Source organism: Parabacteroides sp. TM07-1AC, assembly GCF_003480915.1.
GTDB lineage: Bacteria > Bacteroidota > Bacteroidia > Bacteroidales > Tannerellaceae > Parabacteroides > Parabacteroides chongii.
Genome location: NZ_QUKD01000001.1, coordinates 677,484 through 689,756, shown reverse-complemented (window position 1 = coordinate 689,756; position 12,273 = coordinate 677,484). Strand labels below are relative to the sequence as shown.

14 protein-coding genes, 1 tRNA gene and 1 pseudogene are annotated in these 12,273 nt (G+C 40.5%); 7 read left to right on the top strand and 9 right to left on the bottom strand.

The genetic code is table 11. The annotated features are described in order from the left end of the window. Nucleotides 1-24 precede the first annotated feature (24 nt). Together DXD68_RS02965 and DXD68_RS02960 are read right to left on the bottom strand one after the other, a co-directional pair. Nucleotides 25-1,050, bottom strand: coding sequence for a TQO small subunit DoxD (locus DXD68_RS02965; protein ID WP_122360225.1), 1,026 nt, complete (start codon nt 1,048-1,050; stop codon nt 25-27). A gap of 1 nt (nt 1,051) precedes the next feature. Further along, the gene (locus tag DXD68_RS02960) at nt 1,052-1,273 is read right to left on the bottom strand and encodes a DUF6132 family protein (RefSeq protein ID WP_075557749.1); all 222 of its coding nucleotides are present in this window, start codon (nt 1,271-1,273) and stop codon (nt 1,052-1,054) included. A 275-nt stretch (nt 1,274-1,548) separates the two neighbouring features. Between DXD68_RS02960 and recR the strand changes: the two genes are divergently transcribed. From recR to DXD68_RS02945, 3 genes are read left to right on the top strand one after another with little or no spacing between them, the layout of a single operon-like run. Next, on the top strand, nt 1,549-2,172 hold the full coding sequence (recR, locus tag DXD68_RS02955) for a recombination mediator RecR (protein ID WP_122360224.1): 624 nt from the start codon (nt 1,549-1,551) through the stop codon (nt 2,170-2,172). Between the two features lie 11 nt (nt 2,173-2,183). Beyond that, nucleotides 2,184-3,359 (top strand): glycosyltransferase family 2 protein, encoded by a 1,176-nt coding sequence (locus DXD68_RS02950; protein WP_122360223.1) that lies wholly within the window; start codon nt 2,184-2,186, stop codon nt 3,357-3,359. Between the two features lies 1 nt (nt 3,360). Next, nucleotides 3,361-3,891: a GNAT family N-acetyltransferase gene (locus DXD68_RS02945; RefSeq protein ID WP_122360222.1), complete on the top strand. Its 531-nt coding sequence runs from the start codon at nt 3,361-3,363 to the stop codon at nt 3,889-3,891. Here DXD68_RS02945 and DXD68_RS02940 read toward each other — a convergent pair whose 3' ends face one another. Together DXD68_RS02940 and DXD68_RS02935 are read right to left on the bottom strand one after the other, a co-directional pair. Next, nucleotides 3,892-4,488: a YqgE/AlgH family protein gene (locus DXD68_RS02940; protein ID WP_075557745.1), complete on the bottom strand. Its 597-nt coding sequence runs from the start codon at nt 4,486-4,488 to the stop codon at nt 3,892-3,894. Nucleotides 4,489-4,607: 119 nt separating this feature from the next. Then, nucleotides 4,608-5,921: an aminotransferase class I/II-fold pyridoxal phosphate-dependent enzyme gene (locus tag DXD68_RS02935; RefSeq protein ID WP_075557744.1), complete on the bottom strand. Its 1,314-nt coding sequence runs from the start codon at nt 5,919-5,921 to the stop codon at nt 4,608-4,610. Nucleotides 5,922-6,059: 138 nt separating this feature from the next. Here DXD68_RS02935 and DXD68_RS02930 point away from each other — a divergent pair. Beyond that, a tRNA-Asp gene (locus DXD68_RS02930) sits at nt 6,060-6,133 on the top strand. A 154-nt stretch (nt 6,134-6,287) separates the two neighbouring features. Here the strand turns inward: DXD68_RS02930 and DXD68_RS02925 are convergent. Continuing rightward, entirely contained in the window at nt 6,288-6,917 is a 630-nt protein-coding gene (locus DXD68_RS02925) for a nitroreductase family protein (RefSeq protein ID WP_122360221.1), read from the bottom strand. Between the two features lie 128 nt (nt 6,918-7,045). Between DXD68_RS02925 and DXD68_RS02920 the strand changes: the two genes are divergently transcribed. After that, nucleotides 7,046-7,915, top strand: a complete 870-nt coding sequence (locus tag DXD68_RS02920; protein ID WP_122360220.1) for an AraC family transcriptional regulator — start codon at nt 7,046-7,048, stop codon at nt 7,913-7,915. A gap of 35 nt (nt 7,916-7,950) precedes the next feature. Here the strand turns inward: DXD68_RS02920 and DXD68_RS02915 are convergent, their stop codons facing one another. The 3 genes from DXD68_RS02915 to DXD68_RS02905 form a co-directional block, all read right to left on the bottom strand. After that, entirely contained in the window at nt 7,951-8,331 is a 381-nt protein-coding gene (locus DXD68_RS02915) for an ASCH domain-containing protein (protein ID WP_122360219.1), read from the bottom strand. 36 nt (nt 8,332-8,367) lie between these two features. Then, nucleotides 8,368-8,844, bottom strand: a complete 477-nt coding sequence (locus tag DXD68_RS02910; RefSeq protein ID WP_122360218.1) for a DUF1905 domain-containing protein — start codon at nt 8,842-8,844, stop codon at nt 8,368-8,370. 208 nt (nt 8,845-9,052) lie between these two features. Beyond that, entirely contained in the window at nt 9,053-9,940 is an 888-nt protein-coding gene (locus DXD68_RS02905; RefSeq protein WP_122360217.1) for a radical SAM protein, read from the bottom strand. Between the two features lie 155 nt (nt 9,941-10,095). Here DXD68_RS02905 and DXD68_RS02900 point away from each other — a divergent pair, with 155 nt between their 5' ends. Then, nucleotides 10,096-10,449 carry a winged helix-turn-helix transcriptional regulator gene (locus DXD68_RS02900; protein WP_075557740.1) on the top strand — a complete coding sequence of 118 codons (354 nt, stop codon included), beginning with the start codon at nt 10,096-10,098 and terminating at the stop codon, nt 10,447-10,449. A gap of 109 nt (nt 10,450-10,558) precedes the next feature. After that, nucleotides 10,559-10,987: pseudogene (locus DXD68_RS02895) on the top strand (helix-turn-helix domain-containing protein); the annotation flags it as partial. On the opposite strand, the gene DXD68_RS02890 reads toward DXD68_RS02895, so the two are convergent. Next, entirely contained in the window at nt 10,982-11,968 is a 987-nt protein-coding gene (locus DXD68_RS02890; RefSeq protein ID WP_122360216.1) for an aldo/keto reductase, read from the bottom strand. The pseudogene DXD68_RS02895 and the gene DXD68_RS02890 overlap by 6 nt on opposite strands. Nucleotides 11,969-12,273 lie beyond the last annotated feature (305 nt).

The following is a 12,273-nucleotide window of genomic DNA, read 5'->3' as shown; positions in this document are numbered from 1 at the left end:
TTGGATTTGAATTGATGTTAATAATTAATTTTTCAGTTTCTGTTTCCAGGTAATGCCGCTGATATCTGTCAATGTCAACTCGTAGTCACCTTTGGGCAGATTGGCGAGTGTTTCATCTTTTATTGTCAGCTCCGCTTTGCTTCCCAAAGGGATGACAAGGCTATGCTTACCAGGAGCCACTTTCGCTATATACATATTCCGGATATCTGTTTCCGGAAATTCAGATAATTCCTCTCCGTTTCTGTCGAGGATGATATTGCCATTTGCATCTTTCAAAGTAACGCCGATCAGGAAGGATCCGTATACATCCACACCTTCTACACGATAGACGGTGAATGACAACTTTTCTTTGCCCAGATTGGCATCGTTTATTTCTATCTTCGGCTTGACCGACTTATTATGTAGCTTTCCCCATACTCCATTATGGAATACCTGATTGGTCAGGAGGGAGAGAAACAATATGGCTGTTGCACCGGCTACCGAAAGTCTTCCCGATGACTTCTCATCGAGTGGAAGCGGGCCGGATGTCAACCAGGTTGTCCAGGCATACTTATTTAGTAGTGGAATCCGGGGAATGACTATGTTGTCCAGAGAATATTTACCTCCACCGGACAGGAATAGGGTAAAGCCTGCTGCGACACCTAATATCCCAATTTGCCACTCATCCACGCAAGTGGTTCCCAGCCATCCCGAACCTAATAATATACCGGTTGCAAGGCTCAACACTCCGATACTCATCAACCGTGTAAAGAAGCCGAGCATAAAAAACAGACCTACAATTCCTTCAATGATCGTGAAAACGACCATCGCCCACCAAAGTTGATCCGGATTTGAAACGAGATATTCTATCACCGGTTTTATTCCGAATGCGTTAGGGAGGAAATGGTTGAATTTCTCTCCTATATAACCTGCCGTATCCGGGATAAGTTTATTTTCAAGTACTAATCTTCTCCAAAAAGCAGAAAAATAAGTCCAGCCGACTACAAGGCGTAGTGCCAGTGTAAACATACCGAACAGTGAATATGCCTGTTTCTTGTATAGTGCTTCCATATCATTGATCTTTATCGGTTGATATTTTATTTTCTTTTTGAAAAGAGCTGAGCAATAAACCTCCTATAATTGCTCCCCAAACTGAACTGTTGATAGGAGAAGATGTGATAGGGCAGGTTCCTGTTGTGCAACCAATAAAATTCCAGTATAGAAATCCCCCTGCGGCGCCGAGTGCTATCCCTAGCAGTGTAAGCCAATGTCTCTTGAAAAATAACTTTGCCATGCGTTTACTTATTTGTTTTCTACTGATAAATATTTCTACTTGCAATGATACTGCAAACTTATATTCTATTTTTTAATAAAACAATTTTCTAGTAGAAAATATTCTGTGTGCTAACATTGTTTCACAGATATGATTTTATAAGGGCTGTATGGATGTGTCAAAAATATGAAGTTTTTGATTGGTTTGGTATTTTTAATAAAAACGATTCGTTATTTATTACGGATAGAGTTGTTTGTGCGGAATTAATTATCTTTGTGGTCAAAGAAAGGTAATCAATGACTCAGAAATATCCGTCCGTTTTATTGGAGAATGCTGTGAACGAGCTGGCTTCGCTACCGGGAGTAGGAAGAAAAACGGCTCTCCGGTTGGCTTTGTATATGCTTCGCCGGGATGAAGGTTATACGGAAAACTTTGTTTCGGCTTTGCTGGCTTTGCGGAAAGAAGTGAAATATTGTAAGGTGTGCCACAATATTTGTGATGACGACATGTGTTCGATTTGTGCCGATCCGCAGCGCGACCATTCTACCGTTTGCGTAGTCGAGAATATTAAGGAGGTGATGGCTATCGAGAATACCGGGCAGTTCCGTGGCGTTTACCATGTGCTCGGAGGAATTATTTCCCCGATGGACGGCATAGGACCTGGCGACCTGCAGATAGATAGTCTGGTGCAGCGGGTGGCGAATGACGAAGTGAGGGAGATCGTGCTGGCACTTAGTACAACGATGGAGGGCGATACGACGAACTTTTTCATATATCGCAAGTTATCTCCTTATGAAGTGAAAATTACGGTGATTGCCCGTGGGGTGTCTATTGGTGACGAGATTGAATATGCTGACGAAATAACTCTCGGTCGTTCCATCGTGAACCGGACTAGCTTTAATGATTCGATAAAAATTTAATCAGACTCTTTATGTACGAAACCAAGATATCCATTATTATTGTAAACTACAATGTAAAGTATTTTCTGGAGCAGTGTCTGCTTTCGGTTCGTGCTGCCATAGCCGGACTGGATGCAGAGGTTTTTGTGGTTGACAATAATTCGACTGACGGCTCCATCGATTATTTGCGTCCTAAATTTCCGGAAGTCCTGTTTATAGAGAATAAAGATAATCCGGGATTTGCAAAAGCGAATAACCAGGCCATCCGCCAGTGTAAAGGAGAATATGTTTTGTTGCTGAATCCTGATACGGTGATAGGAGAGGAGAGCTTGCGGACCCTTTGTTTCTTTATGGATGAGAATCCGAACTCCGGTGGTATCGGTGTGAAGATGTTGGATGGGCATGGCGTTTTCCTTCCGGAAAGTAAACGAAGTTTTCCTTCTCCCTGGGTTTCGTTCTGCAAGATATTCGGTTTGTCGAAATTGTTTCCTAAATCGCGTATATTCTCCAGGTATAGCCTGGCTTATCTCGATAAGGAGAAACAGCATAAAGTCGATGTATTGGCTGGTGCTTTCATGTTGCTCCGTCATGAGGCCTTGGATAAGGTCGGCTTATTGGATGAAGCGTTTTTTATGTACGGTGAAGATATTGATCTATCGTACCGTCTGGTATTGGGTGAATATAAGAATTACTATATTCCCGAACGTATCCTTCATTATAAGGGAGAAAGTACCAAGCATGGCGACATGAAATATGTGAAGGCATTTTACGGGGCTATGCTGATCTTTTTCAAAAAGTATTATCCGCAGTCCGGCTGGCTGATGGGATTTTTTATCAAGATGGCTATCCTGTTGCGTGCATCTCTGGCTGCTTTGTCACGGATGTTGGGAGTTCGGACAAAGTCGAATAACAAACACCGCCGTCTGCTGGTGATTTGCCGGGAAGAGCATTTCGAAGCAATGAAAGCGGCTTGTGCCAAGCGTATGCCTGAACTGGAGCATATTAATCTATGGAACTTGAGTGAAGAGCGTGTGATGGATGCCATTTGCCGCCGTAATCAGATGAAAGAGTTCACGGACTATGCCTTTTGTTATCCGGATGCCCGCTTTGAACAAATGCTTTTGTTTATGGATAAGCTGGTTGACGAAAAAGTAACCTATCATATTTATAGTACAGAGAGCGGACAATTAATATCACCGGGGAAGTAATATGGCACTACTGGAAAATGAAATAATCCGGCTTCGTGCACTGGAGCCGGAAGATCTGGAACTTTTATATCGTTGGGAGAATAATCCTGACCTATGGGAGTTGGGTAACACTATGTCCCCATATTCCCGTTATATATTGAAAGAGTATATCCGGGAGTCACACCGGGATATTTTCGATACCAGGCAATTGCGTCTGATGATCGAGTTGCGTTCGACGGGAGCAGCTATCGGCACGGTCGACTTGTATGACTTCGAGCCCCATCACCGGCGTGCAGGCATCGGTATTCTGGTCGATCCGCTTTATCAGGGGAACGGATTTGCATCAGAAGCGATGCATGTATTGATGGAATATGCTTTTATGTTTCTGAAATTGCACCAGTTATTTGTTCATATCCCGATAGAGAATGAAGCCAGTAAGGCCTTATTTACCCGTTGCGGGTTTGTTCTTTCCGGAATAATGAAAGATTGGGTCCTGACGGAAAAAGGATATTCCGACGTTTTGGTAATGCAAAAGGTACGGACTGAAAGATAATTAGTTAAGATACGGATCCTTGGGATATTTTGTCCATGCTTCATAATTGCTGCCAAGCTCTCCCAATGAATCTTTCCAAAAATCCTCTCCGTCGGCCAGCAACACATTTTCTTTCGATGCGTGGCTTACTACCCATGAGTTATGGTTGATCTCATTACCCAACTGACCTTCTGTCCAGCCTGAATAACCGAGGAAGAATTTTACTTTCCCATCGATCGAATGACCATTCTGGATATAACGTTTTAACGCTTCGAAATCACCGTCAAAATAGAGATGGTCTTTTATCTTCAGGGAATCGGGGATAATCAGATCACCCAGTGAGTGAATGAAGAACAGGCGATTGGCACTTACAGGGCCTCCCAAGTAAATCGGTATCTCCGGGAACTTCTCCAGTTCCGGAAAAAATGTATTGACTACCAGATCCGTTTTCTTGTTTAAGACTAATCCCATTGATCCGTCATCTGTGTGTTCTACGAGCAGAACAACGGAGCGTTGGAAATAGGCATCTTGCAGAAAAGGTTCTGATATGAGTATGCTACCTTGTGCAGGCAGGAGATTATTATGCGTTATTTTGAAGATATTTTTGTATGATGCCATGATAAGATCGCTTAACTGTTAATACACAGCGACAATATATGGCTTTTGATGTTAAGAAGCAAACGAAAAACCCGGCATTTGGGTTAATAAGTGTAAAATAAATGCCGGGTTTGTGTTAATTATAGGGTATGATTTTCTTTGAATAGCTTCAAACGCTCTTCCAGAAGGTCATATTGGTGCGGTTTGATGAACGAAGTGCAGGCGCGCAGACCTTCCTGGTTGCTGCCGGTCGTGCTTAAAGATATAGCACTTACTCCGTAATAGATCAGTTCTTCCATCAACTCTCCGCCGGTCATTCCGGGATAAGCGATCGTGAAATAGAAGCCGTCGGCAATCGGTTCGTCCAGGTCATGATCGTAAACGATCGTGAAGCCGTAGTCTGTAAAGATCTTTTTCAGTCTTTCGGCACGGCGTCCGTATTCCTTTACTTCCGAGATAAAATCGAACTGGCCGTCGGAGGCTGCTTTGAACATGGCAGCCAATGCTACCTGCGCTGAATGGCTGGTTCCTGATGACAGGGCGTACAGTACACGATGGATGTAAACAGTTCCGAAAGTGCCGCCGCCATAACGCTTCGTCAGTCCCGGATAGGCACGGTGATAAAGTTTGTTGGAGATAGCAGTTACACCGATACGTTGTCCGGCATAGCTGAATGCTTTCGAACCGGAGATCTGTAAGATGTAATTATCCGTATAATGTGCAACGCTTGCCTGATAAGGAGCTTCGAAAGGTTTGCCGAGTTCTTTGCGGAAATCCATAGCGAAGTAGGCGAGATCTTCGATCACGATCGTATCATATTTGTTTGCCATCTCTCCGATGATCTTCAGTTCTTCGTCTGTCAGGCAGAACCAGGCAGGGTTGTTCGGGTTCGAATAGATCATGGCTGCGATATTGCCTTTTGAAAGGTGTTCTTCCAGGATGGCACGCAGTTTCTCTCCGCGATATTCATAGACGTCGAATGATTCGTATTTATATCCCATCACGACGATCTGTTGTTTTTGAACCGGAAATCCGGGATCGATGAAGAGGATGGTGTCTTTTCCTTCCGTGCATTGTCCGCTGGTAAGGAAAGAGGCAAATGTTCCTTGCATGGAACCGGTTACCGGAACACAGCATTCCGGTGCTATATCTATATTGATAAAAGCCTTGATGAATCTGGATGCTTCTGCTTTTACTTCCGGCGTACCGTTGATATTCGGATAGATGGAGGCGATACCGCTCTTTAGTGCGTTTATTTCCGCATCGACACCGACTTGCGCTGCTTTCAGTCCGGGAACACCCATTTCCATATGTATGAACTCGGTTTTTGTTTCCTGTTCCAATTGTGTGGATATGGCAACAACTTCACGGATTGTAGCTTTCCCGAAATCCGGTAATCCGTAGCCATCTATTATTCGTCTGGCAGTCTGATAATCTACTGGAGTATTCTTCATGTCTGTTATAGTTTATATGGGGGACAAAAGTAAAAAAATAATCGATCCGATGTGAAATATTTGTATGAAACTGTTGTGTAATTAAAAATATTATCTACCTTTGCACCGCAATCGAGAGAGATGCGATATGAAAACATTGGTTCGGTAGTTCAGTTGGTTAGAATACATGCCTGTCACGCATGGGGTCGCGGGTTCGAGTCCCGTCCGGACCGCTTTCGAAAGAAGCAAAAGATATAAAGCTCTGTAATTTAATATTACAGAGCTTTTTCTTTTTTATCCCTTGGTAGATAACTGAATATAGACATGCTGATACCTACATAAAATACTGGTTATCAATATCAATCTGTGTCCTTTCATTTTTACGACCTACCAGATGTTTTTGTGAATTCTCTCTTTTACTCGAATATCTTTCTGCTTACATATATGTGCATCCTCAGCCGCATAACCGATGGCGAGAAAACAGGTGAACTCATATCCATGGGGAGCATTAACGAGATGTTTCACATGCTCTGGTTCATTACCGATGGGAATACGGAAAGCACACGACAGTCCTTCTGCGGTTGCAGCTAGCAATATGTTTTCTACAGCCGCCCAAGCCGAGGCAAAATAGTTTAAAGAACTTTGGTCTGCTGGTTTACATAAGGGATAGTCCTTTTGTCTAAAAAACGGCAGAATAAGACAATTACTTTGGATTAGCATACGCTGTTGTTTTGGTAACGCATCGACAAACATGTCATATCCGTCTTTGTCCATTGCGTTTGCGGCAGCTTCTAGTCCAACCTGTTGAATGTTTTTGGTGTTTTCTGCCACTGGTGATATAAGTTGGGTAATATTTTTCTGCCCTCTCACGACAATGAACTCAAATTGTCGTAAGTGGTCGTTTGTAGGGGCTTTAAAAGCTGCCGATAATACTTTTTCCAATACTTCGTCCGTTACTTCCTTATCGGAAAAGTCGCGGATAGTTCTTCTTTTCTCTAATACTTGATAGAAATCCATAACAATACATTTTAATAATTATACTTGTTGTTTTCGGTAGCAAAGTTATGCCTCTTTCTTGTTGCATATTTGTGGTATTGTTTCGTATAATTGTTGTATATTTGTATTAAACCATTTTATATACAATTATGGAAGAAATGATTATGCCTTATGAACTACCCGAAGTAGAAAATCATTCATTCTTTTTTATAGACCAACGAATTGATACTCATATAGAAGCCAAATTGCATCAGCACGATGCATGGGAGTTATATTATGTGTTACATGGATATGGAACCCGGATGGCAGGTGATACGTTACAATCTTTTTCGACAGGTGATGTGGTATTGATACCGCCATCTATGCATCATTATTGGGAATATACACCTTTATCGGCAGACAGTGACGGGTGTATTCATTATCTAATGGTTGCTTTCAGCCACTCTCTTGTTATGAGGTGCATGGAGATATTTCCTGAATTGCGGAACCGCTTAGCAGGTCTTGCATTTCCTGTTAATGCATTAAAATTTGGATTAGAAAGCTCTCGTATCATTCGCAAGATATTATTGCAAATGAACGATATGGACGACTTGGGGCGATTGTGTGAAATGTTCCGTTTACTACCTGTCATATTTACTTCGTCCGACCATATTTTTGCAGGTAGACCTGTAAATCTAGAGCGAGATGTGAGACGTATGCAGCAAATTTGTAGCTATGTGATGGCTCATTATATTCATGCCATCTCTTTAGATGATATTTCTGCCGAAGTGGGAATGAACCGTTCTGCGTTTTGCTCCTACTTCAAACGATGCAAAGGAATGACATTTTCACAATATGTTACCCAGTATCGTTTGAATACAGCTTGTGAACTTCTAAGACACACAAAAAAACAGGTATCGGAAATCTGTTTTGCAGTAGGATTTAATGATGTTCCACATTTCAATCGGATTTTTAAAAAATTAAAAGGAGTAACGCCACAAGAATATAGAAAGAAGATTGTTTCCCAAGAAATATTTTAGACTAACAATCAATATTAAGTATTGTTTATTATTTATCAATGAGTTATAACCTTGAACCACTCACAAAGTAGTTTTGTTTCTCCTGTAAGCTTTTTCCCTATTTTTTCTAATAATAAAGAATAATATTCCGTATGTATTCTTAGCCAGTTTTCTAAATTCCCATCACCCTCGGCAATTGCAAATTCTTCTGTTATATTTTGAAATTCAACAATTTCAATCTTGTTGATTTGTATGATGCATACCTCCCTACCATGTGAATCCAATATAGAGGCATATTCATTTTCTTTTATTGTATCCTTTAGGTTCATACAATAATAGTCATATAAGGAAGATGTTGCTATCTTTTCTTTTGTTAGAACTTTCTTTGCTAATTTATCGGTAGTAGTTCCAAACTGTATTTTATGTTTTATTTCCATTTTTATTGTATTTGTCTTTTTGCCAATGAGCTAACTCTAATAAAACTTATCCTCATTTAGCACCTTAATTATGGTTTTAGCGATACGGTCAGCTTTGGTTTGTTCTGTTTTGGCAGAATTGATCCAGTTGATAAATGCCTTTTTCTGACCATCGCTATAAGTTTCAAACTTATCCAATGCTCCCTCTTCATATTCCATACATAAAAGTAATTCTTCCGGAATTATCAATGGAGTTTTATCCTCATATAAAGTAATATGAACTGTGTCGGGAGCTTCCTTTTTGATTTTCTTTCTTATTGCCGACTTGATGGGTAAACCGATATTTCCGTTCCCGATAGGCATCATATTCAAATTAGAAAACTCATAATCATCTATCTTCCCTTTTACTTTCAACATCCCGAATGATGTTTTGGGCATAGGGATTTCAGGAATTTCGACAAAGGTCCAACCTCCTTTACCTCCGATTTTGAACAATATATAATCTTTGTCTACTAATGTTTTTTCTGTATTCATAATATGATATTTCTATTTTAGTTTTGAAACAAAGATACTAAGTATGGATGACAGCAGTATGTCAGCAGCACAAATTATTTTTTTGTTCTCTGTTTACCAGACGTAGAAGAAAGTTCCTTCTTTCGTACGACCCTCGAAAGATATAAAGTAAAGCCCTCTAACTATCATATTGCAGGGCCTTTTCTTTACTTTGATAAAAGACTCATTCTTACAAAGATACTATACGATCTCTGTATTGCCTTAATTCTGTTTCACTAAGTTGTTTGATTGCCGCATCCAAATCTTTTAATATCCGGACTTTATCGTTAGGAATCATACCTACAAATGGAATTGCATTTGAAACCGTATTTCCCAGTAAAGTTGTCTTTATAGTAAGTGTTGAAATAAATGTTCGTAATTCTAACAAACGTTCATGTTCTGTTGCTTCTACATATTTTCCGGCTTGTATTTCTTGATAAAGTTCTGATTCCGGAAAAACGGTCAGAGATACAAAATTGATGGTAAAAGGATGTAACTGATTAAATATTGCAGCCGTATTTGTTGCATTTTGTTGTCCTCTCCCTTTTCCTGCAAGTCCGGTCAGGTAGACCAAATTATAGCGAATATTAGCTTCTTCCAACTTCTGACATTGCTCTAATATCTCGGAGGCTGTATTACCTTTATTCATTTTTGCCAGTGTTTCATCATCTCCTGATTCCGTTCCGATACTGATACTGTCAAAGCCTAAATGGCGTAGATTTTTCAGTTCTTCTACACTTTTAGGCTTAATATCAGCTATTCGGGAGAATGTACCGATTGTTTCACAATAAGGGAGATATTTGCGAATTAGTAAGCCCAATTCAAGCAATCTATTGTAGCTTAAAGCAAAAGGGTTAGCACCTGTCAGAAATACGCGTCTGGCTTTAGGCTGATATTTTTGAATGACTTTCAAATCTTCTTCAATCTCAGAAAGAGGAGATAACTTGAATTTTGTTCCATGATATAAGCTGCAAAATTTGCATTTGTGATATGTACATCCAGCTGTTACTTGTAACAGTTGGGAGCTTGCTTCATAAGGTGGTCGCCAAACTTGTCCTGTAAAATGTAATAGTTCCATAATCTGATAAATTAAATCCTTAAAAAAATATTTTGTTACTTTTGTGGGAGTGAAGTTAGGACGTTCTTTTGGTAAAAAGAAGAACTGTGTTATTACTCAGTTACTTACGTTTAGGTTAGTTTTTCTAAGTATCAATTTGTTTGATAACGAAAAAAATGAGAAAAAAATTGGATTATGAATATTGTTCCGCTTCTCCTGTATTAGAATGGTTAGGAGATAAATGGGCATTAGTTGTGTTATTGAAACTTCGGGAAAACGGAATTATGCGTTTTAATGAATTGTATAAACTTATCCCGTCTATTTCTGAGAAAATGCTTTCAACAGCACTTCGTTCATTGGAAACTGACGGTTTGGTGCATCGCAAAGTATATCCGGAAGTTCCCCCACGTGTAGAGTATTATGTTTCTGATTTTGGGATGACTTTAATACCTCATTTAGAAAATATAATACAGTGGGGACAAGAGAACTTCTCGACTATTATGGATAACAGGAAAAAGAAAGTAACTTGACTTTCAAGTTTTACCGAAACTACGGGAAGCATTACCATTATTACGGTTTCTTTCCATGCGATGATGAGGATAAGGAAAAAACGAATTACTTTTGTAGTGGATCAGAGGATTGATATGTACCAATATCGAATTGCTGCTGGATTATTGCATGCGCTTTTATGACCGTCAGTTTATCACACGACAAGGTATGAACCTAGACGTATTGGCCCGTTTTGAAAGATTGCTTGACGAATATCTGGATTCCGGACTTGCCGCTAAAGAAGGATTGCCTACGGTTAACTATTTTGCAGACAAGATTTGCCTGTCTCCCAACTATTTTGGAGATCTTGTAAAAAAGGAAACAGGCAAATCTGCTAAAGAGTACATCCAATTGAAAATGCTCAACCTGGCTAAAGAGGAATTACTGAACCCGGAGAAATCAATCACACAAGTTGCTTATTTACTGGGATTCCAGTATCCCCAACATTTCGTTCGCTTCTTTAAGAAATATGGAAATATGACACCCAGTGAATATAGACGCGCAAGTTCGTCTTTATAACCCGGTTGTCCGCTCCAGTTCTTCGGGATAACGGTTGCCTGTCAGTTTTATTTTAGAACTGGCTTCATTGATGTTTTTCAATTCATCATCTGTCAGGTGAATTTCGGCTGCACCCAGGTTCTCTTTCAGGCGGTGCAGTTTGGTCGTTCCCGGTATGGGAGCAATCCACGGTTTTTGTGCCAGCAGCCATGCCAATGCTATTTGGGCGGGCGTTGCTTCTTTCTCTGCGGCAATCTTTTTCAGCAAATCGACTATCGCCTGGTTAGCATCGAGTGCATCCTGTGTAAAACGTGGGAGCTTATTGCGGAAATCATCTTTGCCGAATGTAGTCTGTTTGTTAAAACTTCCGGTCAGATATCCTTTACCAAGCGGGCTGAACGGAACGAGGCCTATACCCAGTTCTTCCAACGTAGGAATGATCTCTTCCTCGGGACGACGCCACCAAAGAGAATATTCACTTTGCAGGGCAGCGACCGGTTGAACGGTATGTGCCCGGCGAATGGTTTTAGCTCCGGCTTCCGACATGCCGAAATACTTTACTTTCCCTTCCTGAATGAGGTCTTTTACGGTTCCGGCAACCTCTTCGATAGGAACATTCGGGTCTACGCGATGTTGATAAAGCAAATCGATGTAGTCCGTCTTTAATCTTTTCAGGGATTCTTCAACTACCTGACGGATATGTTCAGGGCGACTGTCAGTTCCAGCTTGTTTGCCATCGACTATATTGAAGCCGAACTTAGTGGCTATAACAACTTTATCTCGGAAAGAGGCAACTGCTTCACCTACCAGTTCTTCGTTGGTATAAGGGCCGTATACTTCGGCTGTGTCGAAAAATGTTTCGCCCAGTTCGTAGGCTGAACGGATTATCTGTATCATTTCGTTACGGTCGGGAAGGGGATCGTAAGCAAAACTCATTCCCATGCAACCCAGTCCGATGGCCGACACTTCCAGCCCGTTGTTTCCTAATTTTCTTGTTTTCATATATTCTTTTTTATTAATAGTTCTTGTCACGTTTTCTTGTTACATGTAACTATGTCGCAAAGTACGGAAGAATGGATGATAGATTTAGTAGATAGATTACGGATATGCTAACCTTAATTACTGGTGGTTATTATAGATTGTTTTTTGTCGGTATCACTCTGTTTACACCCAAAAGTTATTTTAAATAGGGATGAAGAGGATTCTTGCTTGTTTGATATTTACATGGTATAATAAATTTAGGCCGGATATTGTCTATTTGTGTTTTTTAGGTTATCTTCGCTCTATAAAATATCTGAATAAACCAT